25 protein-coding genes are annotated in these 25,239 nt (G+C 69.5%); 10 read left to right on the forward strand and 15 right to left on the reverse strand.

Features of this window, described 5'->3' with window-relative positions:
• Nucleotides 1-187: 187 nt before the first annotated feature.
• Nucleotides 188-886, reverse strand: coding sequence for an NUDIX hydrolase (locus CV_RS00130; protein WP_043595155.1), 699 nt, complete (start codon nucleotides 884-886; stop codon nucleotides 188-190).
• Between the two features lie 165 nt (nucleotides 887-1,051).
• On the opposite strand from CV_RS00130, the gene CV_RS00135 reads away from it, so the two are divergent.
• The 4 genes from CV_RS00135 (at nucleotide 1,052) to CV_RS00150 (ending at nucleotide 4,587) form a co-directional block, all read left to right on the forward strand.
• Nucleotides 1,052-1,864 carry a ribose-phosphate pyrophosphokinase-like domain-containing protein gene (locus tag CV_RS00135; RefSeq protein WP_011133588.1) on the forward strand — a complete coding sequence of 271 codons (813 nt, stop codon included), beginning with the start codon at nucleotides 1,052-1,054 and terminating at the stop codon, nucleotides 1,862-1,864.
• Between the two features lie 47 nt (nucleotides 1,865-1,911).
• Entirely contained in the window at nucleotides 1,912-3,600 is a 1,689-nt protein-coding gene (locus CV_RS00140; RefSeq protein WP_227590064.1) for a nicotinate phosphoribosyltransferase, read from the forward strand.
• 82 nt (nucleotides 3,601-3,682) lie between these two features.
• Nucleotides 3,683-4,147, forward strand: coding sequence for an antitoxin Xre/MbcA/ParS toxin-binding domain-containing protein (locus tag CV_RS00145; protein WP_011133590.1), 465 nt, complete (start codon nucleotides 3,683-3,685; stop codon nucleotides 4,145-4,147).
• Nucleotides 4,144-4,587 carry an RES family NAD+ phosphorylase gene (locus tag CV_RS00150; RefSeq protein ID WP_011133591.1) on the forward strand — a complete coding sequence of 148 codons (444 nt, stop codon included), beginning with the start codon at nucleotides 4,144-4,146 and terminating at the stop codon, nucleotides 4,585-4,587. Before CV_RS00145 ends, CV_RS00150 begins: the two co-directional genes overlap by 4 nt.
• Nucleotides 4,588-4,593: 6 nt before the next feature.
• Here the strand turns inward: CV_RS00150 and CV_RS00155 are convergent, their stop codons facing one another.
• The 3 genes from CV_RS00155 to CV_RS23235 form a co-directional block, all read right to left on the reverse strand.
• The gene (locus CV_RS00155) at nucleotides 4,594-5,022 is read right to left on the reverse strand and encodes a hypothetical protein (protein ID WP_011133592.1); all 429 of its coding nucleotides are present in this window, start codon (nucleotides 5,020-5,022) and stop codon (nucleotides 4,594-4,596) included.
• Between the two features lie 50 nt (nucleotides 5,023-5,072).
• Entirely contained in the window at nucleotides 5,073-6,167 is a 1,095-nt protein-coding gene (locus CV_RS00160) for a pyridoxal phosphate-dependent aminotransferase (protein WP_011133593.1), read from the reverse strand.
• Between the two features lie 91 nt (nucleotides 6,168-6,258).
• Nucleotides 6,259-6,447 (reverse strand): LPS translocon maturation chaperone LptM, encoded by a 189-nt coding sequence (locus CV_RS23235; RefSeq protein WP_204086475.1) that lies wholly within the window; start codon nucleotides 6,445-6,447, stop codon nucleotides 6,259-6,261.
• An 89-nt stretch (nucleotides 6,448-6,536) separates the two neighbouring features.
• On the opposite strand from CV_RS23235, the gene cyaY reads away from it, so the two are divergent.
• Nucleotides 6,537-6,854: an iron donor protein CyaY gene (gene cyaY / locus CV_RS00165; protein ID WP_011133595.1), complete on the forward strand. Its 318-nt coding sequence runs from the start codon at nucleotides 6,537-6,539 to the stop codon at nucleotides 6,852-6,854.
• A gap of 3 nt (nucleotides 6,855-6,857) precedes the next feature.
• Here the strand turns inward: cyaY and CV_RS00170 are convergent, their stop codons facing one another.
• A complete protein-coding gene (locus tag CV_RS00170) occupies nucleotides 6,858-7,649 on the reverse strand; it encodes a sulfite exporter TauE/SafE family protein (protein WP_011133596.1) in 792 nt (263 codons plus the stop codon).
• A gap of 124 nt (nucleotides 7,650-7,773) precedes the next feature.
• On the opposite strand from CV_RS00170, the gene CV_RS00175 reads away from it, so the two are divergent.
• Complete coding sequence (locus CV_RS00175) at nucleotides 7,774-8,634, forward strand: MBL fold metallo-hydrolase (protein ID WP_011133597.1); 861 nt, start codon at nucleotides 7,774-7,776, stop codon at nucleotides 8,632-8,634.
• On the opposite strand, the gene CV_RS00180 is transcribed toward CV_RS00175, so the two are convergent.
• On the reverse strand, nucleotides 8,604-9,269 hold the full coding sequence (locus CV_RS00180) for a tetratricopeptide repeat protein (protein WP_011133598.1): 666 nt from the start codon (nucleotides 9,267-9,269) through the stop codon (nucleotides 8,604-8,606). The genes CV_RS00175 and CV_RS00180 overlap by 31 nt on opposite strands.
• A 109-nt stretch (nucleotides 9,270-9,378) precedes the next feature.
• Between CV_RS00180 and cysE the strand changes: the two genes are divergently transcribed.
• The 3 genes from cysE to CV_RS00195 all read left to right on the forward strand — a co-directional run bounded on the left by cysE (nucleotide 9,379) and on the right by CV_RS00195 (nucleotide 12,981).
• Nucleotides 9,379-10,161 (forward strand): serine O-acetyltransferase, encoded by a 783-nt coding sequence (gene cysE, locus CV_RS00185; RefSeq protein WP_011133599.1) that lies wholly within the window; start codon nucleotides 9,379-9,381, stop codon nucleotides 10,159-10,161.
• Between the two features lie 266 nt (nucleotides 10,162-10,427).
• The gene (locus tag CV_RS00190; protein WP_011133600.1) at nucleotides 10,428-11,270 is read left to right on the forward strand and encodes an isopenicillin N synthase family dioxygenase; all 843 of its coding nucleotides are present in this window, start codon (nucleotides 10,428-10,430) and stop codon (nucleotides 11,268-11,270) included.
• Nucleotides 11,271-11,445: 175 nt separating this feature from the next.
• Entirely contained in the window at nucleotides 11,446-12,981 is a 1,536-nt protein-coding gene (locus CV_RS00195) for a sensor domain-containing diguanylate cyclase (protein ID WP_158303291.1), read from the forward strand.
• On the opposite strand, the gene CV_RS00200 is transcribed toward CV_RS00195, so the two are convergent.
• The 8 genes from CV_RS00200 to hemC form a co-directional block, all read right to left on the reverse strand.
• Nucleotides 12,978-13,412 (reverse strand): MarR family winged helix-turn-helix transcriptional regulator, encoded by a 435-nt coding sequence (locus tag CV_RS00200; protein ID WP_011133602.1) that lies wholly within the window; start codon nucleotides 13,410-13,412, stop codon nucleotides 12,978-12,980. The genes CV_RS00195 and CV_RS00200 overlap by 4 nt on opposite strands.
• Entirely contained in the window at nucleotides 13,405-14,991 is a 1,587-nt protein-coding gene (locus tag CV_RS00205) for an MFS transporter (RefSeq protein WP_052278734.1), read from the reverse strand. The genes CV_RS00200 and CV_RS00205 overlap by 8 nt, the downstream gene beginning before the upstream one ends.
• A gap of 139 nt (nucleotides 14,992-15,130) precedes the next feature.
• A complete protein-coding gene (gene gcvA / locus CV_RS00210) occupies nucleotides 15,131-16,051 on the reverse strand; it encodes a transcriptional regulator GcvA (RefSeq protein ID WP_011133604.1) in 921 nt (306 codons plus the stop codon).
• A 362-nt stretch (nucleotides 16,052-16,413) separates the two neighbouring features.
• Nucleotides 16,414-17,622 carry a heme biosynthesis protein HemY gene (locus CV_RS00215; protein ID WP_011133605.1) on the reverse strand — a complete coding sequence of 403 codons (1,209 nt, stop codon included), beginning with the start codon at nucleotides 17,620-17,622 and terminating at the stop codon, nucleotides 16,414-16,416.
• A gap of 3 nt (nucleotides 17,623-17,625) precedes the next feature.
• Nucleotides 17,626-18,663, reverse strand: a complete 1,038-nt coding sequence (locus CV_RS00220) for a uroporphyrinogen-III C-methyltransferase (RefSeq protein WP_011133606.1) — start codon at nucleotides 18,661-18,663, stop codon at nucleotides 17,626-17,628.
• Complete coding sequence (locus tag CV_RS00225) at nucleotides 18,660-19,391, reverse strand: uroporphyrinogen-III synthase (protein WP_011133607.1); 732 nt, start codon at nucleotides 19,389-19,391, stop codon at nucleotides 18,660-18,662. Before CV_RS00225 ends, CV_RS00220 begins: the two co-directional genes overlap by 4 nt.
• Nucleotides 19,388-19,918: a DUF1697 domain-containing protein gene (locus CV_RS00230; RefSeq protein ID WP_011133608.1), complete on the reverse strand. Its 531-nt coding sequence runs from the start codon at nucleotides 19,916-19,918 to the stop codon at nucleotides 19,388-19,390. Before CV_RS00230 ends, CV_RS00225 begins: the two co-directional genes overlap by 4 nt.
• Nucleotides 19,919-19,950: 32 nt before the next feature.
• On the reverse strand, nucleotides 19,951-20,880 hold the full coding sequence (gene hemC / locus CV_RS00235; protein WP_011133609.1) for a hydroxymethylbilane synthase: 930 nt from the start codon (nucleotides 20,878-20,880) through the stop codon (nucleotides 19,951-19,953).
• Between the two features lie 239 nt (nucleotides 20,881-21,119).
• Between hemC and ppc the strand changes: the two genes are divergently transcribed.
• Entirely contained in the window at nucleotides 21,120-23,816 is a 2,697-nt protein-coding gene (ppc, locus tag CV_RS00240; RefSeq protein WP_011133610.1) for a phosphoenolpyruvate carboxylase, read from the forward strand.
• 137 nt (nucleotides 23,817-23,953) lie between these two features.
• Here the strand turns inward: ppc and CV_RS00245 are convergent, their stop codons facing one another.
• Entirely contained in the window at nucleotides 23,954-25,201 is a 1,248-nt protein-coding gene (locus tag CV_RS00245) for a M28 family metallopeptidase (RefSeq protein WP_011133611.1), read from the reverse strand.
• Between the last annotated feature and the right edge of the window lie 38 nt (nucleotides 25,202-25,239).

Consider the following 25,239-nt stretch of genomic DNA (forward strand, 5'->3'; position numbering starts at 1 on the left):
CGCGGCGGATGTCGGCCTGTCCGATTGTCTGCATGTTCATCGCGGAATGAGAACCGATAACCGCCCGCGGCGCCCGCGTCCCCAGCTTGGAAGGTAACGCAGGAAACGTTCTAGCACAAAGGAATGATTACCGATGCCGCGCAAGGGGGGCGATGATACGCCCCGCTCCGCCGGCTGGCCACCCGGATTACCAGCTGGCGCGCTTGAACAGGCTGAGCCGGTTGACGCGGAACAGCCGCGCCGGCCGCTGGCTGCCGCCCTGGAACTGGTCGGTGGCGATCAGGATGTCGGCCTGGTCGGCCGCCTCGCCCGGATTCATATCGCCCACCTTGATGCCCAGCCGGGAGCGGAAGGTGCCGCGCGACACCGTCTCGCCGAAGATCTGCTCGTAAGTGCGCTGCAGCTGAGTCAGCGTGAACCGTTCCGGCAGCAGCCAGCATGGCAGCGTGGAGTAGCTGGCCTTGTTGCGCACCCGCTCCACCGCCGCGCGGATCTGCTCGGCGTGGTCGAAGGCCAGCTCGGGCAGCTGGTCGACATCGTAGAAATGGAACACTTCGTCGCCGGCCTGGCGCAGCGCCTCGTGCGGCATCAGCGCCACATGGGAGATGGCCGCCGACCAGCCGCGCGGGTCGCGCGCCGCGCCGGCGAAAGTGCCCAACTGCTCCAGATAACGCGGCTGGACGCCGGTTTTCTCGCGCAGCACGCGGCGCGCGGTATCTTCGGCGGTGGCGTCTTCCTCGGGATGCACATAGCCGCCGGGCAAGGCCAGGCAGCCCTGGAACGGCTGGCGGCCGCGCCGATGCAGCGCCGCCTGCAGCTTGCCCTGGGCCAAGGTGAGCAACACCACGTCGACGCTGACGATGGGGGCGGGTCGGTTAGGGGGCATGGCATATCCGTTTTGTCGATTCTTTCCAAATATTATTTTCGCTTTCTTAGTTGCAAAATTCAACTAAGCATGGATATACTGCGCCCATGTTAGTCGAAATAACCAACTAAGAGCCGACCGCACCGCCAGCCAGCAAGGCCAGCGGCACTCATAAAGGATACCGCGATGATCACCGTCAGCTACCTCACCCGCGATGGCCAGCCGCAGGCGCTGAAGCTGGACCTCTTCACCTTTCCCGGCGGCGAAGTGCACGCCACGGCGGAAACCGGCGCGCCAGCCGCCGCGCTCTGCATCCGCGCCGACCTGCGCGACGCCGGCGCGATCATTTCCCTGCTGATGGCGACCGACGCGCTGCGCCGCGCCTATCCCGGCGTGCCGCTGGAACTCTGCCTGCCCTACGTGCCCTACGCCCGCCAGGACCGGGTGGCCAATCCGGGCGAGGCGCTGTCGGCCAAGGTGTTCTGCGGCCTGATCAACCAGCAGGGCTACAGCCGGGTGCGGATCCAGGACCCGCACAGCGACGTGGTGACCGCGCTGCTGGACCGGGTGGAGGTGGAAGACCCGCTGCCGGCGCTGCGCCGCGCGCTGGAGGCCATCGGTCCGGCCACGCTGGTGGCGCCGGACGCCGGCGCCCGCAAGCGGGTGCTGAAGCTGGCCCAGCAGCTGGGCTGCGGCGCCGTCTGCGCCGACAAGGCGCGCGACACCGTCACCGGCAAGATCAGCGGCATCGAAGTGCACGGCGCGCTGCCGGCCGGCCCGCTGCTGGTGGTGGACGACATCTGCGACGGCGGCGGCACCTTCGTCGGCCTGGCCGAGGCCATCGCCGCCCGCCAGGCGGCGGAAGGCCAATCCGCGCCGCTGTACCTGTATGTGACTCACGGCATCTTCAGCCGCGGCCTGGACCGGCTGTTGCAACATTTCGACGCCGTGTTCGCCCGCAACGACTGGAGCGGCGACGCCCGTTGCCGCCTCGTCTGAGCGCCGCGCAGCCGTCCCAGCCCCAACAGATAGACCGAAGGAGAATCATGATGACCGCCCCGAAAGCCGCCCAAGACAAGAACCAGCTGGTCCCGTTCAACCTGGCCGACTTCTACAAGACCGGCCACCCGGCGATGTATCCGCGCGAAACCACCCGGCTGGTGGCCAACTTCACGCCGCGCTCGGCCAAGTACGCGCAGGTGCTGCCGCAGCTGTTCGACGACAAGGTGGTGTGGTTCGGCCTGCAGGGCTTCATCCAGGAATACCTGATCGATCTGTTCAACCGCGAATTCTTCCAACGCCCCAAGGCGGACGCGGTGCGCCGCTACCAGCGCCGGATGGACACGGCGCTCGGCGCCGGCGCGGTGGACGGCGGCCGGCTGGAAGCGCTGCACGATCTGGGCCATCTGCCGCTGGAAATCCGCTCGCTGCCGGAAGGCGCGCGGGTGGACATCAAGGTGCCGCCGGTCACCTTCTCCAACACCCATCCGGATTTCCCCTGGGTGGCCACCTACTTCGAAACGCTGTTCAGCTGCGAAAGCTGGAAGCCGTCCACCGTGGCCACCATCGCCTTCGAGTTCCGCAAGCTGCTGAGCTACTTCGCCGCGCTGACCGGCGCGCCGCAGGACTTCGTCGCCTGGCAGGGCCATGATTTCTCGATGCGCGGCATGAGCGGCGTCCACGACGCCATGCGCTGCGGCGCCGGCCACCTGCTGTCCTTTACCGGCACCGACACCATCCCGGCGCTGGACTACCTGGAAGACCACTACGGCGCCGACGCCGAGCGCGAACTGGTGGGCGGCTCCATCCCGGCGTCCGAGCACAGCGTGATGGCGCTGCGCATCCTGCTGACCCAGCAGCGGCTGGCGCGAATGCCGGCGCACCAGGGCCTGGACGACAAGGCGCTGCGCCGGCTGGCCGAGCGCGAGGTGGTGCGCGAATTCGTCACCCGCGACTATCCGGCGGGCATGGTGTCCATCGTGTCCGACACCTTCGATTTCTGGAACGTGCTCACCGTGATCGCCCGCGAGCTGAAGGACGACATCCAGGCCCGCCGCCCGGACGCGCTGGGCAACGCCAAGGTGGTGTTCCGCCCGGACTCCGGCGACCCGGTGAGGATACTCGCCGGCTACCGCGACGACGAGCTGCAGTTCGACGACGCCGGCAACTGCACCGCGCGCGACGATGGCCGCCCGGTCAGCGCAGCCGAGCGCAAAGGCGCGGTGGAATGCCTGTGGGACATCTTCGGCGGCACCGTCACCGAGCGCGGCTACCGCGTGCTGGACAGCCATGTCGGCCTGATCTACGGCGACTCCATCACGCTGCCGCGCGCCCGCGACATCCTGCTGCGGCTGGCGGAAAAGGGCTACGCCTCCTGCAATGTGGTGTTCGGCATCGGCAGCTTCGTCTACGGCATGAACTCGCGCGACACCTTCGGCTACGCGCTGAAGGCGGTCTACGCCGAAGTGGCCGGCGAGGCGGTGGACATCTACAAAGACCCGGCCACCGACGACGGCACCAAGAAATCGGCGCGCGGCCTGCTGCGGGTGGAGGAGGAAAACGGCCGCTACGCGCTGTACCAGCAGCAGACGCCGGCCGAGGCCGAGGGCGGCGCGCTGCGGCCGGTGTTCCGCGACGGCGAACTGCTGGTCAAACAGACGCTGGCCGAGATCCGCCAGCGGCTGCAGGCGTCGTGGACTTGCCCGGAAGCCGGCAGCATCGTCTGGAATGCGTAGGAATACGGCCCGTTGTCCGGCGAACTTGCCCCTTCCCGGCAAAATGCCGATACTAATAAGGCAAATGCCAATGGAGCCCGCCATGCCGAACGCGCTGTACAAACCCGCCCCCATGCCGCTGCCGGAGCAACCGCGCGCGCCGGAACGGCGCTTTGCCCGGCTGTCGCGCATCATCGGCCAGCAAGTGCGCTCCGACCTGGAGGTGGCGCGCTATGTCGCCGACGGCGCCGACACTGGACTGATAGACCAGCTGGCCGATCAGGGCCTGACGCGCAAGGAGCTGGAGTTCGTGATCCCGGCGCGCACGCTGTCACACCGCATCAAGAAACACGAGAAGCTGAGCCGCGACGAATCCGAGCGCGGCGTGCGGGTGGCCAGCCTGCTGGTGCTGGCCCAGCAGGTGCTGGGAGAGGAGGCCACCGGCTGGCTGCGGCAGCCGCTGCGCCGCTTCGACGACGCCAGTCCGCTGGCAATGGCACAGACCGAGCAGGGCGCGCGCCTGGTGGAAAACCTGCTGATCCAGATAGACGAAGGCTACGTCGCGTGATCGCCTGGCGCATCAGCAACTACGCCGACCTGAACGGCCTGGGCGGGCTGCGCGCCGACGGCCGCTGGCACCACGCCGGCCGGCCCATCGTCTACCTGGCCGATCACGCCGCCAGCGCGATGCTGGAAATGCTGGTGCACAGCGAGCTGCGCCGGCTGCCGCCCAGCTTCCAGCTGCTGAAGGTGGCGCTGCCGGACGACGGCGTGCTGGACCTGGACCCGTCCGCGCTGCCTGCCGACTGGCGCGCGCGCCAGGAGGATACCCGGCGGCTGGGCGACGCCTGGCTGGCGCAGGCGCCCAGCGCGCTGCTCAGGGTGCCCAGCGCGCTGGCGGTGGACGGGCGCAATCTGTTGCTCAACCCGCTGCACCCGGACGCCGGACGCTGCCGGATCCTGGAAACGATCGCCGCGCCGCTGGACACGCGGCTGCGCCAATCCTAGGCGGGCTCAGCGCCCGGCTGCCTCGTCCACCACGATATCGGCCAGGTGATAAGTGCCGGTACGGTTCTCCTGGCAGAACACCCTGCCTTCCAGCGCGACGGCCCGCCCCTTGTAAGGTTCCATGCCCTCCTGGTTCAGCGCCAGCTTGCGCATGGTCTGCGCGCCGCAGGCGGCGCCGTCGTCCAGCCGCAGCGGGTGCCGCAACTGCAGGTAATAGGCGCGGAACAGCGTGCCCTCGGCCTTGCTGCCGCTGGCGATCGGACCGACCACGGTGCCGCGCAACGCCAGCCGGGTCTCGCCATCGGCGCGCACCGGCGCGGCGGCGGCATGGCAGCCGGCCAGCAGGCACAAGCCGGCGATCAGGCGGACGCTCGCGGCGACGGAGGCATGCGGCCGGCGACGCCGCGAAAAAATAAGCGATGAGGTTTTTATCACCCCACCGCTTATGTCACCGGCGTTAAGCCGTGTCAATGTAACTATGCCCGTCAGCGGCCCGCCAGGCCCTCCAGCACCTTGCTGGACAAGGCCTGCGGCTGGGCCGTGACGCGCAGCAGGTGGCGCAGCGCCGGGTGCGGCGGCCGGTGCACGGCGATGCCCTCGCCCAGCAATCCGCGCTGGATGGCTTCGGACTGGGCGGCATTGGGATAGACGATGCTGACGAAATTGGTGTGCGAGGGCAGCACGGTCAGATCGCGCCCGCGCAGCGCGTCGGCCAGCTTGTCGCGCAGCAACACCGTGGCCTGCACCAGCTGGCTGGCGTAGTCCGGCGCGTCCAGCACCGTCGCCGCCGCGTGCTGGGCGATGCCGGACAACGCGTACTGCGGCCGGATCTGGTCGGCCTTGGCGATGATCTCGGCCGGCGCCAGCGCGAAACCCACGCGCAAGCCGGCCAGCGCGTAGGCCTTGGACAGCGTGCGCAGCCGCAGCGTGTTGGGCAGCGCGCCGGCGGGCGGGGCGTCCTCCGGCTGGGTGCAGAAATCGATATAGGCCTCGTCCAGGATCAGCAGCGTCTGCGACGGCAGTTGCTGGCGCAGCGCCTGGATATCGGCCGCCGACCAGTAATGGCCGGTGGGATTGTCGGGATTGGCCAGGTAGACCACTACCGCGCGCTCGGCCTGGGCCACCTCGCACAGCCGGGCCAGGTCGGGCCTCAGGCCCACGCCCTGCGACTGGTAGGGCACCTCCAGGATGCGGGCGCCCACGCCCTCGGCGAAATAGCGGAAGGCCGGATAGGTGCCGGCGCTGCACACCACCGCGTCGCCGGCATTGCAGCGCAGGCGCAGGGCCAGCAGGATCAGGCTGTCGGCGCCGCAATCGAACAGCACCTGGCTGCTCTCCAGCCCCAGCCGCTGCGCGACGCGCTCGCGCAGCGCCAGCGCGTACGGGTCAGGGTACAGCCGGGCCAGCTCCGCCAGCGCCTCGCCCCATTGCTCCAGCAACGGCGAGGCCGGCTTCACCATGCTCTCGTTGGCGCCCAGCCGGCTGGCCACCTTGCGGCCGAGCGCCGCCTCCAGCTTGGCGATGCCGGGAAACGGGTTGACGATGGTATGGTGTTCCAGATGACGCGCGTAGTGGGGCATGGCGGCTCCTATTCCGAGAGACAACGGCCCATTCTAGGCCAAGGCCCGGTCAGACAAGCGATTGCTTGGAAATATCCTGATGCCGGCGCGATCAGCGGGCGGCGGAAGCGTCGATCCCGGGCGCGGAAGCTTCCCGCTTGGGAGCGGAGGCATCCGGCTTGGCCGCATGGGCGGCCGGCGGCGCCGCCTTTTTGGGCTGCTGCGGCAGCACCAGCGGGCCTTTGTAGCCGCAGGCGGCCAGGAACAGGGTCAAACTTGCGCAGGCGAGCAGGGTACGCATACTGAGGGCAATCCGATGTGGCAAAATCAACATACTAGCAAAACCTTGCCGGGCGGTGTTGCCGCCGCCGGCGCCACCAGGGAAACACCATGACCGAAAGCGAATTCCTGCAACTGAGCGACGACATCTTCGACCGCATCGAACAGGCGATAGACGAACACGGGCTGGACGCCGACACGCTGCGCCAGGGCAATGTGCTGGAGATCGAGTTCGACAGCGGCGACAAGGTGATCGTCAACCGCCACGCCGTCAATCAGGAAATGTGGATCGCGGCCAAGAGCGGCGGCTATCACTTCTCGCGCCGCGGCGAGGCCTGGATCGCCAGCCGCGACGGCGCGGAATTCTACGCGACGCTGGCCGAGGCCATCCGCGCCGGCAGCGGCGAGGCCTTCGACTTCGCCGGCTGAGCCTCAGCCAACGACGGCGTGGTACAGCATCGCCGCGGCCACCCCGGCCGCCAGCAGCGCGAAGCCCCGCGCCACCTGCCGCTGCGCCAGCCGCCGTATCAGCCAGCGTCCGGCCGCCATCCCGGCCAGGGCGGCGGCGACGAAAGCCAACGCGGGCAGAACGGGCGGATGCGCGCCATGCCAATAAGCCGCCAGCGCGCTGCCGCCGCCGACCAGCGCGATCACCAGCAGCGAGGTGGAGACGATGGCGTGCATGCCCAGGTTGCTGAGCCGGCGCAGCGCCGGCACGATGACGAAGCCGCCGCCCACGCCCAGAAGGCCGGTCAGCAAGCCGGTGAGCGCGCCCACGCCGGCCAGCGCGGCGATGCTGGCCGGCGTCCAGGCCAGGCGGCCGGTCTCCGGCCGCACCCGGCACAGCGCCCCATCCCCGGCGCGCGCCTGCCGCCCCGCGCCGGACCACGCCCGCCAGGCGACAATCAGCAACACCAGCGCGAAGCCGGCCGCCAGCCAGGCGGCCGGCAACAGATGGGCCGCGCGCGCCCCCAGCGCCGAACCTGGCAGGCCGCACAGCGCCATCCACGCGGCGGCGCGATAGCGCACCTCGCCCCGCCGCCAGCCCTCCCAAGCGCCCAAAGCGGCGCCGGCCGCCACGGCCAGTAGCGCCACCGGCGCCGCCTGCGGCACACTCCATCCCTGGGACGCCATCAGCGCCGGCACCGCCAGGATGCCGCCGCCGGCGCCGGTCAACCCGAGCACCGCGCCCACCAGGACGCCCAGCAACAGGGTCAGCGCCATGGCCGCCCCCATCCGCGCGATGCGCGTCCAAGCCGGAATATCGCCATGGTGAAATTTCAAAAAGGAATATACTTATAACAGTATATTATTTAGACCGGCGCAAGCGCCATACCCGGAGGACCAGATGACCGCTCAGATCGCCAGCTTCTTCGACCCCGCCACCGGCACCGTCAGCCACATCGTCTACGACCGCCCGGGCGGATGCGCCGCGGCGGTCGACCCGGTGCTGGACTTCGACGCCCGCTCCGGCCGCACCTCGCGCGCGGCGGCCGACCGGCTGCTGGCCTTCCTGGCCGAGCAGCGGCTGACGCTGCAGTGGATACTGGAAACCCACGCCCACGCCGACCACCTGTCGGCCGCCGCCTATCTGAAGCAACAGGCCGGCGGCCGCGTCGCCATCGGCGCGCGCATCGCCGAAGTCCAGGCCATCTTCCGCCGCGTGTTCAACTTGGAGCCGGCCTTCCGCTGCGACGGCTCGCAGTTCGACCACCTGTTCCAGGACGGCGAGGCCTTCCGCATCGGCGGGCTGGAGGCGCGGGTGATCGCGCTGCCCGGCCATACGCCGGCCGACGTCGGCTACCAGGTCGGGGACGCGGTCTTCGTCGGCGACACGCTGTTCATGCCGGACGTGGGCACCGCGCGCTGCGACTTTCCAGGCGGCGACCCGGCCGAACTGTACCGCTCCATCCGCAAGCTGCTGGCGCTGCCGGACGACACCCGGCTGCTGATGTGCCACGACTACCCGCCGGCCGGCCGAGAGCCGGCCTGGAGCGCGACCGTGGCCGAGCAGCGCGCCGCCAACCTGCACGTCCGCGACGGCGTGGACGAGGCGCAGTTCGTGGCGCTGCGCCGGGCGCGCGACGCCACCCTGGCCATGCCGCAGCTGCTGCTGCCCGCGGTGCAGGTCAATATCCGCGCGGGCCGCCTGCCGCCGGCCGAGGACAACGGCGTCCGCTACCTGAAGCTGCCGCTGGACGCGCTCTGAGCGCGGCGCGCCGTTTCGCGCCTGGCCAGGTCCAGCGCCTTGGCCCGCGCGCCGGCGTCGCCCTGCGCGCCGGCGCGCGCGTACCAGCGTATCGCCGCCGGGATGTCCCGCTTCACCCCCTGGCCATGCTCGTACATGCTGGCGATCAGATACTGCGCGCCGACGTCGCCCTGCTTGGCCGCCTCCTCGTACCAGTAGGCGGCCAGGCGGTCGTCCTGCGGCGCGCCGCGGCCGAGGAAATACTGGGTCCCCAGGTCGATCTGCGCCGGCAGATAACCCTGGCGCGCGGCCAGCGCGAACCAGCGCGTGGCCTCGGTCAGCGATTTGGGCAGGCCATCGCCGCGCTCGGCCAGCAGGCCCAGCGCGTGCTGCGCCCGGTCCAGCCCCAGCTGCGCCGAACGCTGCAGCCAGTACACCGCCCGCGCCTTGTCCGCCGCGCCGGCCTCGCCCTTCCAGTCCATCATCGCCAGGTCGAAGGCCGCCACCCGGTCGCCATTCTGCGCCGCCTGCCAGAAGGCGATGCGGGCGGCCGCCAGTCGGCCGGCCTGGTAGTCCTTCCAGCCCGGCACCTCGGCTTCGGCCGCCTGCGCGCCCGATGCCGCCAGCAGCAACGCCAGCAAGATTCCCCATCTCATGGCCATCCTCCCCGTTGATGCCGGTTGGTCGGCGCGCGGCGCGAAACCTGACGGCGCGGACTGTGGCAGGCTACAATGTTTCGACTAGATGTCATTACCGGAGTCCCCGATGAGTTCCACCCTGGTTGATCCGCTGTGGTCGGCCATCCGCGACGAAACGCTGGCGGCGGTCAACGACGAGCCGCTGCTGGCCAGTTTCCTGCACATGACCGTATTGCGCCACGCCACGCTGGAAGACGTGCTGGCCTTCCACCTGTCCACCAAGCTCGCCAGTCCGGTGATGGATCCCCGCGCGCTGCAGGAGCTGTTCCGCGAGGCCTTCCAGGCCGATCCGGCGATCAGCGCCGCGCTGCGCGCCGACATCCGCGCCTGTTTCGAGCGCGATCCCGCCTGCGACCGCTACTCCACGCCGCTGCTGTACTTCAAGGGCTTCCACGCGATCCAGAGTCAGCGCGTCACCCACTGGCTGTGGCAGCAGGGGCGGACCACGCTGGCGCTGTTCCTGCAGAACCGCATTTCCGAGGTGACCGGCGCCGACATCCACCCCGCCGCGCGCGTCGGCCAGGGCGTGATGCTGGACCACGGCACCGGCCTGGTGGTCGGCGAAACCGCCGTCATCGGCAATAACGTCTCCATCCTGCACGGCGTCACCCTGGGCGGCTCCGGCAAGGATCGCGGCGACCGCCATCCCAAGATAGGCGACGGCGTGATGCTGGGCGCGGGCGCCGCGGTGCTGGGCAACATCCGCGTCGGCGAATGCGCGAAAGTGGGCGCCGGCAGCGTGGTGCTGGAAGACGTGCCGCCGCACGCGACCGTGGCCGGCGTGCCGGCGCGGGTGGTGGCCCAGGCCTGTCCGGGCACCCCGGCGCTGGACATGGACCAGCGAGTGTGAGCGCGCGGGCATCTTGTAATTAAAGTACATCCAGGCCTGTTGCGGGGGCGCCCGAACGGCGGCCCCGTCCGGCAGGCTCCGCGTCGAAGCCGGCGGGAAAATCCGCCCGATGTCCTTGCGCCGCAAGGCTGCTTCTCTTTTGCTGGTTTGCCAACAGTACAGATGCCAACGGCTTGGCGGCCTGTAGCTTAGCCGCTACAATGCGCGCGGCCGGCGACCGCCCCGATATTGCATGGCGGCGCCGGGTTCATCAGGAAAACCGCCCCATGAACGTCAGAGTTGTCGACTACCGCGCCCCGGACGCCGCGGAACAGTTCACCCGTTCCCTGCACGAAACCGGCTTCGGCGTGCTGACCAACCATCCCATCCCGCAAGACCTGGTTGAAAAGATCTACGCCGAATGGCTGGACTTCTTCAACAGCGAACAGAAGTTCGATTACGCCTTCTCAGTGGAAAAGCAGGACGGCTGGTTCTCGCCGGAAGTGTCGGAAACCGCCAAGGGCGCCACGCTCAAGGACATCAAGGAATACTTCCACATCTACCCCTGGGGCCGCGTGCCGCCCCGGCTCAAGGCCGACGCCGACCGCTACTACGGCGTCGCCAACCAGCTGGCGCAGGAGCTGCTGTCCTGGGTGCAGCAATACACTCCGGCCGACATCGCCGCCAACTACCGCGAGCCGCTGTCCCACATGATAGAAGGCAGCCAGCAGACGCTGCTGCGCGTGCTGCGCTACCCGCCGCTGACCGGCGAGGAGCCTGCCGGCTCGCTGCGCGCCGCCGCCCACGGCGACATCAACCTGCTGACCATCCTGCCGGCCGCCAACGAGCCGGGACTGCAGGTGCAGGACAAGAACGGCGACTGGATCGACGTGCCCTGCGACTTCGGCACCCTGGTGGTGAACATCGGCGACATGCTGCAGGAGGCATCCGCCGGCTACTACCCGTCCACCCAGCACCGCGTGGTCAATCCCACCGGCGAGGGCGCGAAGAAGAGCCGCGTGTCGCTGCCGCTGTTCCTGCATCCGCGCCCGGACGTGGTGCTGTCGGACCGTCACACCGCCGGCAGCTATCTGGACGAGCGCCTGCGCGAGCTGGGCGTGAAGATGTAATCCGCCTGATGCCCGCTCCATACGGCCGAAGCCTCCCGCTTCGGCCGTTTTTTCATTCTCTCCCCGCGCCTCGGGCTGCGCCGCCGCCATTCGCCAACTACGATGTAACTAAGAAGAACAGGACGGAGCGGCAGCGCCGCCCCGCCATCATCGCAGAAGGAAACCTATGCGCGGCATGCTATCGCGCCCTCCGGCTGTCCCGGACTGGCTGCTCAATGCCTTGGTTGCGCTGTTGTATTGCGCGGCAACCTGGCTGGGCGACCGTTTATTGATGCTAGAACTCGGAATGGACAGCGTGCTGTGGCCGCAGCCCGCGCTGGCGCTGGCCGCCCTGCTGCTTGCCGGACGGCGGGCCTGGCCCGGCGTGCTGCTGGGCGCGCTGCTCTCCGAAGGCTGGCGCTGGTCCGGCCAGCTCGCGGGCGCTGACTGGCTAGTCCCGACGCTGGGCGTTGCCGCCGGCGTGCTGGCGCAGGCGCTGGTCGGAGCCTGGCTGGTGCGCCGCCACATCGGCACGGGCAATCCGCTCGACAGCTTCAGCCACTGCTTGCTGTTCTGCCTGGTCGTGGCGGCTTCGGCGCTGCTGGGCACGCTGATCGCCATCGCCACCCTTCACTTGGCCCAGTTGGTGCCGCAACGCATGCTGCTGGCCCGCGGCTGCCTATGGTGGCTGTGCAACGCCACCGGCACCCTGCTGTTCGGCAGCCTGCTGCTCAACCTCCGCCACCACGGCTGGCCCAGGCAGAGCCGGGAAGCCTGGTACGAGATGCTGGCCTATTTCGCCACCGTGGCGCTCTTGACCGCCAGCATCTTCGTCTGGTGGCACCCGACGGTGGACACCACCTACCCGCTGGACATGCTGGTGCTGCCGCTGGTGGCCTGGGCGGCGTTCCGCTTCACCCCGCGGGACGTGACGCTGGCGCTGCTGCTGATCACGGCGCTGGCGCTGTGGGGCACCCGCCACGGCGGCGGCCCCTACCTGGGCTTCTCCGCCTACAGCACGCTGATCATCCTGCAGACCTACATCGGCATCCTGACCGTGGTGGCGTTGTGCGTCGCCGCGCTGATGAGCGAGCAGCGCCGCATCAAGCAGGAGTTGGGCAGGCAGCAGGAGCAGCTGGAGCAGCAGGTGCGCATCCGCACGCTGGCGCTGGAGCAGTCGCACGCCGAAGTGGTGGCGCTGTCCCGGGTGGACTCGGTGACCGGCATCGCCAACCGCCGCTGCTTCGAGGAAAGCCTGGACGGCGAGTGGCGGCGCGCGCGACGGCTGGGCGCCCCGCTTGGCATGCTGATGATAGATATCGATTACTTCAAGCTCTACAACGACCACTACGGCCACGTCAGCGGCGACTACTGCCTGCGCGAGGTGGCGCAGGCGATACGCAGCAGCGTGCGGCGGCCGCAGGACCTGGTGGCGCGCTACGGCGGCGAGGAGATCGTCTGCCTGCTGCCCGACACCGGCGCCGAGGGCGTCGCCTTCGTCGGCGAGGCGGTGCTGGAGGCTGTGCGCGAGCTGCAATTGCCGCACGCCGGCTCGTCGGTGGCCGACATCGTCACCATCAGCATAGGCGGCGCCACCGTGCATCCGCGCGAGGTGGTGGACAGCCGCCAGTTGATCGAAGCCGCCGACCGCGAGCTGTACCGCGCCAAGCAGCAGGGCCGCAACCGGCTGGTGATCGCCGGCCGCGACGCCGCGACGGCGGACGGCGGCTAGCGCTCGCCGGCGGCCATGCCGCGGAAGCGCTGCTCCAGCACGCGCAGCACCCGCAGCGTCGCCTCCAGCTCCGCCGCGTCTATCCCGCTCAAGGCCAGGTCGAAAAACGCCTGCCGCTGCGGCGCCGCCGCGAGCAACAGCGCCGAGCCGGCCGCGTCCAGCGTCACCAGCGTCTGGCGGTTGTCCGCGGGATCCGTGCCGCGCCGCACCAGCCGCTCCGCCTCCAGCGGCTTCAACTGGCGCGTCAGCGCGCCCGGGTCCATCTGCAGATGGCAGGCCAGCCGCTTCTGGCTGACCGTGCCCAGATCGTCCAGCGCCTTCAGGATGCGCCAGCGCGGCAAGGCCTGCCCGACGCGGCCCTCGAAGGCGCTGTACATCGCGCGGCTGCTACGCCCCAGCTGCTGCAGCAGATTGGGTGGTTGCTCACTCATGTCTCAGCTCCTGTTCCGGAACCACGCTGTCCAGCCTCACCGCCGGCACCTTGCGCACCAGCCATAGGCCCAGCAGCAGCGCCGCCGCCACCAGCCACTGGCTGTAATGGATGGAAGCCACCAGCGCCTCGCGGCTGGCGGCCAGCAGTCCGTCGGCGCCGGCCGAGGCCGCCATGCGGCGGAACTGCGCCAGGCTGTCCGCGTTCAGCAACGTCTGCGGATCGGCCAGCCGGGACAGCCAGGCCTCGCCGTGCCGGGATGCCAACATCGCCGCCACGCCCTGCTGGAAATGGTGGCTGACCACCGCACCCATCACCGCGGTGCCCAGCATGCCGCCCACCATCCGCGTCGACTGCAGCATGGCGGTGGACACCCCCAGCTGCTGTCTAGGCGCCAGTTGCTGGACGAAGATGGTCAGATTGGGCATCAACAGGCCCAGGCCCAGGCCGCCCAGCATCATGTTGGCGATGATCAGCCCGTGCGCGGTGGCCGGCGTCGCGCGCGCCAGCAGCGCGGCGGTCAGCGCGAACATCGCGAGGCCCAGGCCCAGCAGCCGTGTCGGGCGCCTCAGCCGCTGCACGATGCGCCCGTTCAACATGCTGCCTATGGTGATGAACACCACCAGCGGCGTCACCAGCAGGCCGGCCTGGTTAGGCGACAGGCCGAAGCCGGCCTGGAACATCAAGGGCGCGTAGTACATCACCGCGAACATGCCGAAACCCATCAGCAGCGACAGGCCGAACAGCGGCGCCAGGCCGCGGTGCGACAGCATGCTGGGCGGCAGCAACGGGTTGGGGCTGCGCCTCTCCCACCAGATCAGCGCCGCCAGCGCGGCCAGGCCCAGTCCGGCGAGCAGGCCAAGCAGCAGCGGCGGCTTGTGCTGCGGCAGCCATTCCACCGCCAGCTGCAGCGAGCCGAGGAACAGCGCGATCAGCGCCGCCCCTTGCCAGTCCAGCCGCGACGGCGGCCGCTCGTCGTGGCCGATCACCGGCAGGAAGCGCCAGACGAACCACAGGCTGGCCACGCCGACCGGCAAGTTGACGAAGAACACCCAGCGCCAGCCCAGGTACTCGGTGAGGAAGCCGCCCAGCGACGGTCCAATGGCGTTGGCCAGGCCGAAAGACGCCGACAGCATCACCTGCCAGCGCAGCCGTTCTCGGGTGTGGGGAAACAGGTCGGGCACGCAGGCGAACGTCGTGGCCACCAGCATGCCGCCGCCGACGCCCTGCAAGGCGCGCGCCAGCACCAGTTGCAGCATGTCCTGGGCCAGGCCGCACAGGATGGACGCGCCGGTGAACAGCGCGATGGCGGTCAGCACGAAGGGCTTGCGGCCATGATCGTCGCCCAGCTTGCCGAACACCGGGACGGTGATCACCGAAGTCAGCAGGTAGGCGGTCCCCACCCAGGCGTACAGCGCGAAACCATGCAGGTCGGCCACCACGGTGGGCATCGCGGTGCCGACCACGGTCTGGTCCAGCGCCACCATGATCAGCACGCAGCACAAGCCCAGCATCGCCATCAGCCGCTGGCGGAAATCCAGCGCGTCGGGCCGGAACCGGGAAGCATCGGGAGCATTCATGATTGATCAGTCAATAGTTGCTATATCAATCATTATGCGGCGGAAGAAACCGCCGCGCCACGCGCCCGCGGTTAACAAATGTTGTCGGGAAAAAGGGAACGGGGCCGCGCAAAAGCGCGTCCCCGGACGCCTGCGCCGCTCAGTAGCCCTGGCGCGCCAGCCAGCTCGCTTCCTCGCTGTTGGCGACGGTGTGCACCAGCCAGTCGCGGAAGGCGCGCACCTTGGGCAGTTCGGCCAGTTCGTGAGGATAGACCAGGTAATACGCCCACTCGGTCTCCAGCACGGTGTCGAACGGGATCACCAGCCGGCCGCTGTCCAGGTCCTGGGTGACCATGGACGCCTGGGCCAGCGTCACGCCCATGCCGGCCACCGCGGCGTGCAGCGCGTATTCCAGCGCGTCGAAGGTAACGCCGCTCTCCGGATTGACGCCGGACACGCCGGCCAGCGTCAGCCAGCGCTGCCAAGTGTTCTGGTCGCGCCAGGGGTGCAGCAGCGTGTGGTGCTTCAGGTCGTCCGGCGCGTGCAGCGGGTGCTTGCCGGCCAGCAGGCTGGGCGAGCACACCGGGATCAGCTTCTCGCGGCAGATGCATTCCAGCCTGAGGTCGGGCGCCGCCTCCGGGCTGGACAGGCCAACCACGGCCAGGTCGTATTCGGCGCGGTTGAAGGGCTTGTTGTGTATCAGCTGGGTCAGCAGATGCAGCGTGTATTCCGGATGCCTCGCCTGGAAGTCGGCCAGGTTGGGCAGCACCCAGCGCATCGCCGGCGTCGGCGGCATCCTCACCCTCAGATCGCTCTGGCGCAGGCGCAGCGCCTCGCTGGCCTCGTTCAGCAGCTGGAATGCCTCGCGCGCCGGCTTCACCAGCGCCTCGCCCTCGGCGGTCAGCGCCAGCCCTCGCGCCTGGCGGGTGAACAGTGTGGCGCCGTAGTACTCTTCCAGCGTCTGGACGTGGCGGCTGATCGCGCCCTGGGTGAGGCTGAGCGCCGCGGCGGCGCGGGTGAACGACAGGTGTTCGGCGGCGACGACGAACACGCGCAGGGCATTCAGCGGAGGCAGCTTCATGCTGTTACATGCCTTTTCTTCATAGTTTTCATGAGATTAACTGCTTTGTGCAAACCGGCGCCTCCACGTATGCTGGTAGACATTGTCGCGGCCGGAACCGTCGCGGCGGGAGCAGGCGCCATGCATAGGTCTGAGGTCAGCCATGCATAATGGTTGATTCTGGCACAGCTTTCGTCGTTCGGCATCCTTATTGTCAGACAGGATACCAGCCGCGCTCTCGTATCGATTGATTGTCTGCCAGTCCACGTTGGCATGCACGGGCCCCTCGGGGTCCGATTTTTTTGCCCGCCCCCGGCGCGCGGGCAAGCAAAATGCCGCCGGCCAAAACGGCGGGCGGCATTTCGAACGGGAACAGGCGGCGCTCAGCAGCCCTGGCTCAGCGCCAGCTCCAGGCTCTTCTGGTAATGCAGCTGCGAGGCGTCTTCCTTGCCGGTGGCCTCGAACAGCCGCGCCAGCTCGGCGTGCGCGCACAGCGTCGGCTGGATCGACACGCTGGCCTCCAGGTAGCTCTGCGCCTTGCCCCACAGCTGCTGCGCCTGCGCCAGGCGGCCCAGCGCCAGCAGCAGCCAGTGGTCGCGCGGACGCAGCTTCAGCCAATTCTCCGCGTCCTTCAGCAGCTCCAGGCGCTTTTCCACGCTGAGATGGGCGGCCAGCTGGCCCAGCTCGCGCGCCAGCTCCGGCAGCTCCATCTCGTCGCCGGCCAGGGCGCCGGCCAGCAGCGTCGCGGCGTAGTCGTACTCCTGCAGCTTGATCAGATGGGCGACCACCTGCTGCAGCAGCTGCGGATTACCGCGCTCGGCGTCAGGGATGCGGCGCAGCCATTCCTTCACTTCGCGCTCGGACAGCAGGCCGGCCAGCTGCTGCTGGTAGGCGGCCAGCCGGTAGCGGCGCGCCTGCTCCGGCTCCAGCGCGTCGGCCTTCAGCAGCTTCTCGGTCAGCAGCAGGATAGCTTCCGGCTGCTTCTGCAGCAGCCGCACCTTCAGCTCCAGCCGCAACGCGTTGGTCAGGTTGGGCGACAGCGCGCGCGCGCGCTCGATCGCGGCCAGGGCGCCGAGCGCGTCCTTGTCGTCCAGCTTCAACTCCGCGTCCAGCATGTGGCGCGCCAGCTGCAGCCGCGCCGGCAGCTGATCCAGCTGGTTCAGGTATTCGTCGCGCTTGTCGCCGTCGCCGGCGGAGCCGGCCGCGCGGGCGGCGATCAGCAGCGCCAGCGCGCGGTTCTCGGCCGAGTACTCATCGCCCAGCGATTTGGCGGCCTCGCGCTCGGCCTTCTGGAAGCGCCCCTCGAAAAAGGCGATGCCGGCCTCGCGCAGCGCGTGGCGGGCGGCCTTCAGCTTCTTCTGGCGCTGGAAGCGCTGCACCTGGCGCGGCAGGTCGGCGGCCAGCGCGATCAGGCGCAACACGATATGGGTGACGACGATCAGCGCCACCACCAGCACGATCATCAGGTTGAACGACACTTCCATCCGGTACGGCGGCAGGAACAGGATGGCGTAGCCGGTATTCAGGGTGGAGGCCAGCCCCACCAGCACGGCCAAGGCGAACAGGCCGGTTATCCACAATGCGAATCTCACCGTTTACTCCCCGCTGTTGCCTTGGGCGTCGCGCACGGCCTTCAGGCTGGCGCTCATGTCCGGCAGGCTGATGTCCAGGGGCGCGCCTTCCAGTTCCCCCAGCGTCGCCAGCCACTGCGAGGTGGCGGCGGCGTCGCGGTCGAAGTAGCGCTGCACGTAGCTTCGCGCGGCGGCGATATCGGCGGCGTAGGTCTTGCCGTCGCGCTGCATCAGCGCCAGGCGCGCGTCCAGCAGGCGCATCTTCAGGTTCTCGCGCAGGAAGAAGGCCTGCTCGGGCGACAGCAGCAACGCCTCCGGCTTGTCCATGCGGCGGATATGGATCAGCTCGCCCAGGCTGCCGCTGATCTCGGCGGACAGCCGCTCCCACCACGGCGCGTTGGCCGGCGGCTGCGCCGGCTTGCCGGGCTGCGCGCCGCCCAGGCGGTGCGCATCCACCACCAGCGGCATCGCGTCCACGCTCAGCATCAGCCGGTCGATCTTGACGGTCAGGCCGACGGTGTCCAGATAGGGCAGCGCCTTCAGCTTTTCCAGGTCGGTGGCCACCGCCTTCTTCACCGCGATCAGCTGCGGGCGGTCGAACTTGGACAGCCGCGCGTCCACCATCTCCAGCGCGGAGACGGCGGCGCTGACGTTGCCGGCCAGCTGCAATTGCTGGCTGGCGATGGCCAGCGTGTGTTCGATCTCGGACAGCAGCCAGTCGGTGCGGTTCTTGGTCAGCTCCTGGTACATGCCGTTCAGCGTCGCGTACTGGCCGGCCGACTCGTTGACGCGCGCTTCCACCAGCGCCAGCTTGCCGTCGGTGGCGCGGGCGGCCAGTATCGCCTGCTCGGCGATCGCGCGCTGCTCCTTGCCGGCGCCGCTGCCTTCGGCCAGCCGGCGCGCCAGCTCCTGGCGCATCGAATCGAGCTGCTGCTGAGTGGTGTAGAACTGCCAGCCCGCCACGCCCAAAGCGGCGACGGCCAGCCACACGGCGAAGCCGGGGCGTTTGCGGGATCGGACGGTTTGGGCCGGGATGGCTTCGTTGATCTGGGATTCGCTCATGGGTGACGACGGAACCATTCTTTGAGGCCGGCGACCAGTGCGGCATCGTCGGCCCGGGTTGTCACGATGCGTGCCGCGCCGAAGGCGGCCAGGCGCTCGGCGATACGCGGATGCGGCACGCAATATAGCAGGCATTGTAGCGCCCCCGTCCGGCGCGGACCAGCCAGTCGGAACAATTGCTCTACCATTTCGCCCGAAGTGATGATGACGGCATCGGGCGGAGCGGCGTCGAAGGCGGCCCAGTCCGGCGCGCCGTCGACGCGGCGGTAGACCTCGGCGACGCCCACTTCCGCGCCGCGCGCGGCCAGCGTGTCCGCCAGCAGCGGGCGGCCGCCCTGGCCGCGGACGATCAACCAGCGCTGGCCGGACGCGTCGGCCAGTTCCGGCAGCGCCAACAGCGCCTCGCTGTCGCTGCCGGCGGTGGGATGCAGCACCGGTCTGCCGGACAGATCGGCCAGCCGTCTGGCGCTGGCGGCGCCGACGCAGGCCAGCCGCTTGCCGCTGAAATCCATGCCCGCCAGCGCCGGCCAGCCGACGTCGATGGCGCTGGGGCTGACCCAGAACAGCGCGTCGGCCCGCGCCGCCTGCGCCGGCAGCGCGGCCAGCGCCTCCGGCAAGGGCTCGATTTCCATCAAGGGCAGATGTCCGGCCTGCCAGCCCTCGGCCCGCAGCTTCTCAAGCAGGCCGGCGCACTGCGCCAGCGGACGGGCGGCGAGGACGCGCCTCATCGCGGCAGCGCCCGCAGCAACTTGAGCGTGGTGGCCCAGTTGCGGACCGTGAAGCGCTCGCCCAGCCGCCGCGTGAAATCGGCGGCCAGGGGGCTGTCCATCAGCCCTTCCGCGCACCACAGATAGGCGGCGCCGGCGCCGACGTGCAGCCGCTCCGCGCCGCCGCGCTCGTATTCGACCCGCTCGCAGTCGGCCAGCGCGGCCGGCTCCAGCGGAAACGCCACCAGCAAGCGGGCGGGATCATCGGCCAGCTCGGCGTAGGGATTGGCGGCGGCGATGGCGTCCAGCTCCCTGCCGCTCAGCGCCAGCGCGCGGGCGGAAAAGCCGCAGTCGCGGACGATGGCGGCCTCCAGTCCGGCGGCCAGCAGGGGCGCGGACCGGTGGCGGCAGACCAGGTTGCCGCTATTGAGCAAGGTGGACACGTCCTCCGCGCCCAGCTGCGCCGCCATCCGCCGCAGATCCGCCATCGCGATGCGCTTGGCCTTGCCGACATTGATGCCGCGGATCAGCGCGACGCAGGATTCCATTTCCGCCTCCCTCTATATAGAAGCGCCCGCGATCAGCGCGGTTCGGCCAGCACCGCGGCGATCAGCGGCCGCGCGCCGGCGTCGATCAGCTTTTTCGCCACCGCGCGTCCGAGCGCGTCGGCGTAATCGGCCGGGCCGCTGGCGCTGGCGGTCAGCACCACCGAGCCGTCCGGATGGGCGACCAGGCCGCCCAACGTCAACGTGCCGTCGGCCAGCGTGGCGAAGGCGCCCAGCGGCACCTGGCAGCTGCCGCCCAGCTCCTTGGCCAGCGCGCGCTCGGCGGCGGTACAGGCGCGGGTGTCCGGATGGTTCAGCGGCGCCAGCAGCGCCGACAGGTCGGCGCGATCGGCGCGGATCTCGATGCCCAGCGCGCCCTGTCCGGCGGCCGGCAGGCTTTCCGACGGCGCAAGCTCGCCCTGGATGCGCTCGGCCAGGCCCAGACGCTTCAGGCCGGCGGCGGCCAGGATGATGGCGTCGAATTCGCCGTCGTCCAGCTTCTTCAGCCGGGTCTGCACATTGCCGCGCAGGGGTTTCACCGCCAGCTGCGGGAAACGGGCGCGCAGCTGGGCCTCGCGCCGCAGGCTGGAGGTGCCCACCACGCTGCCTGCCGGCAGCTCGGAAAGATGCTGGTAGCGGTTGGAGACGAAGGCGTCGCGCGGGTCCTCGCGCTCGCACACCGCGGCCAGCGCGAAGCCGTCCGGCAGCGTCATCGGCACGTCCTTCAGCGAATGCACGGCCAAGTCGGCTCGGCCGTCCATCAGCGCCTGTTCCAGCTCCTTGACGAACAGGCCCTTGCCGCCGATCTTGGACAGCGTCTTGTCCAGGATCTGGTCGCCCTGGGTGGTCATGCCCAGGATTTCCACAGTCAGGTGCGGGTACAACGCTTGCAGCCGGGCCTGGATGTGCTCGGCCTGCCACATGGCCAGCCGGCTTTCGCGGCTGGCGATGACGATCTTGTCCATGAAACCGGATCCCAATGAGAGAGGGTGTAATCAGCCGTGGATTCTACCACGCTGCCGTCATGGGCTTGGCCCGGCTGTTGCTGCGACGCAGCAAGATCAAGGCGGGATGCGGAAAAATGCCGTAGCGTGTCCACTACGGCGCGCAAGCTGCTTATGATGAATGTTTGCCCCCGACCGGTGAGGCATGGCCATGGCCCCCCGTGGCCATGCCTGACGAGTCAAACACAGGGACAATGAATATGAGCGAGCACGACAAGGATCTGCCGCTGCGGGCCGACCTGGCCTGTCTGGACCGGCTGCTGTCGGAAGTGGTGGGAGAACAGGAAGGCGCGGTGGTGTCCGGCGCGGTGCAGGCGATCGCGCTGCGGCGCGGCGACGAGCGCAGCCACCCGCTGCCGCAGCTGGCGCCGGAGGCGGCCGCCTCGCTGTTGCGCGCCTGCGGCCTGTACGCGCAGCTGTTCAACATCGCCGAGGACCTGCACCACAACCGCCGCCGCCGAGCCCACCAGCTGGCCGGCTCCGCGCCGCAGCAGGGCAGCCTGCCGCGCGCGCTGCAGCGGCTGCGCCAGGACGGCGTCAGCTTCCACGCGCTGCACCAGCTGCTCAGCCACGCCAAGGTGGGCGCCATCCTCACCGCCCACCCCACCGAGGTGCAGCGCCAGAGCGTGCTGGACGGCCACCGCGCGGTGCGCCGCTTCCTGTCGCAGCTGAACGCGGCGGACCTGACGCCCGAAGAGCGCGAGGCGCTGGAGGCCAAGCTGAAACGGGCCATTCTGGCCCTGTGGCAGACTTCCGAGATCCGCCACTTCAAGATGACGGTGCGCGACGAGATCACCAACGGCGTCGCCTACCACCCGCTGGCCTTCTTCGAGGCGCTGCCGGCGCTGTACCGCCGGCTGGAGCGCGAGATCGGCCAGCTATGGGGCGAGGAGGCGCGGCTGCCGTCCTTCATCCGCGTCGGCAGCTGGATAGGCGGCGACCGCGACGGCAACCCCAATGTCGACGCCGGCCTGCTGCGCCACGCGGTGACGCGCCAGTCGCAGCAGGCGTTCGAATACTATCTGCAGGAACTGAAAAGCCTGTACCGCGAGCTGTCGCTGTCGTCGCGGCTGGTGGAGGCCGGCGCCGAGGTGCTGGCGCTGGCCGAGCAGTCGCCGGACCAAGCGGTCAGCCGCGGCGAAGAACCGTACCGCCGCGCGCTGGCGACGATGCAGGGCAAGCTGCGCGCCACGGCCCGGCTGCGCGGCGTCGAGCTGGCCTGCCGCTGGGACGAGCGCGCGCCCTACCGCGACCACCGCGAGCTGATCCAGGACCTGGCCAGCCTGTCCGCCTCGCTGCGCGCGCACGGCAGCGCGCTGCTGGCCGACGGCCGGCTGTCTCGGCTGATCCGCAGCGTGGACGTGTTCGGCTTCTTCCTGATGCCGCTGGACCTGCGCCAGCACGCGGCGGTGCACGAGGGCGTGGTGGCCGAGCTGTTCAGCGCCGCCGGCCTGGAGGAATACCGCGCGCTGGACGAAGCGGCGCGGGTGCGGGTGCTGATCCGCGAGCTGGCGACGCCGCGGCTGCTGTTCTCGCCCTACCTGCGCTACGGCGAGCAGGCCGAAAAAGAACTGGCGATTTTCCGCGAGGCGGCGGCGATCCAGCGCGATTTCGGCGTCGAGGCCATCGGCCAGTGCATCATCTCCAACTGCGCCAGCGTCAGCGACATCCTGGCCCTGGCGCTGCTGTGCAAGGAAGCCGGCCTGATCCGGCTGGAGGACGGCCAGCCGCGCGCCAGCGTCAACCTGGTGCCGCTGTTCGAAACCATCGCCGATCTGGAAAACAGCGAGGCGGTGATGCGCGCGCTGTTCGCGCTGCCCTGGTACAAGCAGCTCCTGGACAGCCGCGAGCGGGTGCAGGAGGTGATGCTGGGCTATTCCGACAGCAACAAGGACGGCGGCTACCTGACCAGCCAGTGGCAGCTGTGGCAGGCGGAGACGCGGCTGGTGAAGGTGTTCGCCGACGCCGGCGCGCGGCTGCAGCTGTTCCACGGCCGCGGCGGCTCGGTCGGCCGCGGCGGCGGCCCGTCCTACGAGGCCATCGTCGCCCAGCCGGCCGGCAGCGTCGCCGGCCGCATCCGCATCACCGAGCAGGGCGAGGTGATCACCGCCAAGTATTCCGACCCCGCCATCGCCGGCCGCAACCTGGAGGCGCTGGTGGCGGCGACGCTGGAGGCCAGCCTGGGCAACATCCCGGGCGGCGAGGTGGACACCGCGCTGTTCGACGAGCTGTCGGCCAGCGCCTTCGCCGCCTATCGGGCGCTGGTGGAGACGCCGGGCTTCATGCAGTACTTCCTGGAGGCGACGCCGGTGACGGCGATCGCCCGGCTCAATATCGGCAGCCGACCGGCCTCGCGCAAGAGTCTGTCGTCCATCGGCGATCTGCGGGCCATCCCGTGGGTGTTCTCGTGGTCGCAGTCGCGGCTGATGCTGCCCGGCTGGTTCGGCGTCGGCTCGGCGGTGGCCGCCTATGTGCAGAAGCACGGCGACGCCGGCCTGGCCAAGCTGCAGCATCTGTACCGGCACTCGCCGTTCTTCCAGGTGATGCTGTCCAATATGGAGCAGGTGCTGGCCAAGGCCGACCTGGGCATCGCCCGCCGCTTCTCCGAGCTGGTGGCCGACCGCGAGCTGGCGGCGCGGCTGTTCGGCGCGATCGAGGCGGAATGGCGCAAGACCCACGACGCCTTCTTCGCGATCACCGGCCAGGCCGAGCTGCTGGAAGGCAACCCCACGCTGCGCCGCAGCCTGGAGACGCGGCTGCCCTTCCTCGACGCGCTGGGGCTGCTGCAGGCCGACCTGCTGGCCAGACTGCGCGCCGAGCCGGACGACGAGGACACGCTGTACGCGATCCACCTGACCATCAACGGCACCTCGGCCGGCCTGCGCAATACCGGCTGAGAACGGTCGTCCTCCGCCCGGCGCGCACCGGCCCAGCCCGGCTGTCATCGGAAGAAAAAAGAACGCGGGGCCGGCAAAGCCGGCTCCGCGTCGCGACAGCCGCCGCGGCTGGAGCGCCGCCGCGGCGGAAACCCAGCTCAGCGCAGCTTGGCCGACGGGCCGTCGCTGCCCAGCTCCACCGCGTAGGCGAGCGCCAGCTGCGAGAACTTCAGCGCGTGCTTGGCCTGGTTGCCCGAGCTCGCCAGCGTGTCGTTGCGGCTGTGGATATAGGGGTTGGAATTGTTGAAGCTGGACTCGAACGGGAACGAGGCCGCGTAGCCCTGCGCGTTCCACGAGGCGTGGTCCGAGCAGGCGTAGCCGCACTGGCTGTAGCCGACTTTCAGGCTGGGCAGGTAGACCTTGGCCAGATTGGCCAGGAAGGTGTTCTGCGCGGCGTTGGTGTAGTCGGTGAACAGGAAGATGTCCTGCGCGTCGCCCTGGTAGTTGGTCATGTCCAGCTGCAGCGCGCCCACCACCTTGGCCTGCTGCTGTTTGAAGCGTTTGGCGATGTCGGCCGAACCGCGCAGGCCCACCTCTTCCGCAGAGTAAGCCATGAACTTGATGGTGCGGCGCGGCTGGTAGTTGCCGGCCATCAGCACGCGGATCACCTCGGTCAGGCTGGCCACCCCGGAAGCGTCGTCGTCGGCGCCCGGCGCGCGGGAGCTCTCGCCGGTGCCGCTGCCGACGGTGGAATCCAGATGGCCGCCCAGCACCACGGTTTCCGCCGCGTTGTCGCTGCCCTTGATGGTCAGGATCACCGACTTCTGCGGCCAGTTGGCATGGGTGAACTGTTCGACGGTGACGTCGGCGCGGCTTCCCGCCAGCTGCTTCCACTGCGCGGCGATCCAGTTGGACGCGTTGACGCCATGGCTGGTGGTGTAGAAGCGGTTCTGGTAGTTGGACAGCGACTGGATGGTGCCGAGCACGTTGCTGTCCTGCAGCTGGGGCAGCAGCTTGTTGACGACCGCCTGGTTGTCTATCGCATAGCTGGGCGCGGCCAGGCCGGCCAGCGGCGCGGCAGCGCCCTTCAACGCGGCGCGGGCGTCCTGCAGATCGCGGTGGACGATGAAGCCGCCGCAATGGCGCAGGTTTTCATGGATGGAATCGGACAGCGCGGGCAGCAGCGCCTCGTCCACCTGGACCAGGTGCACGGTTTCTCCGGCGGCGCCCTTGGCGAGGCGGCCGTCCGCGGCCAGCTGGCGGCTTTCCTGGCTCCTGGCGCCGGCATCCAGCTTGCGCAGCAGCTGGTAGCCCTGATCGCCTACCGAAATCCAGACCGGCTGGGCCTGGGCGGCGCCGGCCAGACCCAACAGGACCAGCAGGGCGCTTTGACGCAGTTTCAACATGTGGGGGACTCCCGAGCGAAGGCCGGCGCCTCGCGGCG

The sequence above is a fragment of the Chromobacterium violaceum ATCC 12472 genome (assembly GCF_000007705.1).
GTDB classification, from domain to species: domain Bacteria; phylum Pseudomonadota; class Gammaproteobacteria; order Burkholderiales; family Chromobacteriaceae; genus Chromobacterium; species Chromobacterium violaceum.

Coding starts and splice junctions, on each gene's coding strand:
- CV_RS00220 (WP_011133606.1), bottom strand. CDS start 18,663: ATGAGCGAATCCCAGATCAACGAAGCCATCCCGGCCCAAACCGTCCGA.
- CV_RS00145 (WP_011133590.1), top strand. CDS start 3,683: ATGCCGAACGCGCTGTACAAACCCGCCCCCATGCCGCTGCCGGAGCAA.
- cysE (WP_011133599.1), top strand. CDS start 9,379: ATGAGTTCCACCCTGGTTGATCCGCTGTGGTCGGCCATCCGCGACGAA.
- CV_RS00180 (WP_011133598.1), bottom strand. CDS start 9,269: ATGAGATGGGGAATCTTGCTGGCGTTGCTGCTGGCGGCATCGGGCGCG.
- CV_RS00200 (WP_011133602.1), bottom strand. CDS start 13,412: ATGAGTGAGCAACCACCCAATCTGCTGCAGCAGCTGGGGCGTAGCAGC.
- hemC (WP_011133609.1), bottom strand. CDS start 20,880: ATGGACAAGATCGTCATCGCCAGCCGCGAAAGCCGGCTGGCCATGTGG.
- CV_RS00130 (WP_043595155.1), bottom strand. CDS start 886: ATGCCCCCTAACCGACCCGCCCCCATCGTCAGCGTCGACGTGGTGTTG.
- CV_RS00175 (WP_011133597.1), top strand. CDS start 7,774: ATGACCGCTCAGATCGCCAGCTTCTTCGACCCCGCCACCGGCACCGTC.
- cyaY (WP_011133595.1), top strand. CDS start 6,537: ATGACCGAAAGCGAATTCCTGCAACTGAGCGACGACATCTTCGACCGC.
- CV_RS00225 (WP_011133607.1), bottom strand. CDS start 19,391: ATGAGGCGCGTCCTCGCCGCCCGTCCGCTGGCGCAGTGCGCCGGCCTG.
- CV_RS00190 (WP_011133600.1), top strand. CDS start 10,428: ATGAACGTCAGAGTTGTCGACTACCGCGCCCCGGACGCCGCGGAACAG.
- CV_RS00170 (WP_011133596.1), bottom strand. CDS start 7,649: ATGGCGCTGACCCTGTTGCTGGGCGTCCTGGTGGGCGCGGTGCTCGGG.
- CV_RS00205 (WP_052278734.1), bottom strand. CDS start 14,991: ATGAATGCTCCCGATGCTTCCCGGTTCCGGCCCGACGCGCTGGATTTC.
- CV_RS23235 (WP_204086475.1), bottom strand. CDS start 6,447: ATGCGTACCCTGCTCGCCTGCGCAAGTTTGACCCTGTTCCTGGCCGCC.
- ppc (WP_011133610.1), top strand. CDS start 21,120: ATGAGCGAGCACGACAAGGATCTGCCGCTGCGGGCCGACCTGGCCTGT.
- CV_RS00230 (WP_011133608.1), bottom strand. CDS start 19,918: ATGGAATCCTGCGTCGCGCTGATCCGCGGCATCAATGTCGGCAAGGCC.
- CV_RS00245 (WP_011133611.1), bottom strand. CDS start 25,201: ATGTTGAAACTGCGTCAAAGCGCCCTGCTGGTCCTGTTGGGTCTGGCC.
- CV_RS00135 (WP_011133588.1), top strand. CDS start 1,052: ATGATCACCGTCAGCTACCTCACCCGCGATGGCCAGCCGCAGGCGCTG.
- CV_RS00195 (WP_158303291.1), top strand. CDS start 11,446: ATGCTATCGCGCCCTCCGGCTGTCCCGGACTGGCTGCTCAATGCCTTG.
- CV_RS00160 (WP_011133593.1), bottom strand. CDS start 6,167: ATGCCCCACTACGCGCGTCATCTGGAACACCATACCATCGTCAACCCG.
- CV_RS00140 (WP_227590064.1), top strand. CDS start 1,912: ATGATGACCGCCCCGAAAGCCGCCCAAGACAAGAACCAGCTGGTCCCG.
- gcvA (WP_011133604.1), bottom strand. CDS start 16,051: ATGAAGCTGCCTCCGCTGAATGCCCTGCGCGTGTTCGTCGTCGCCGCC.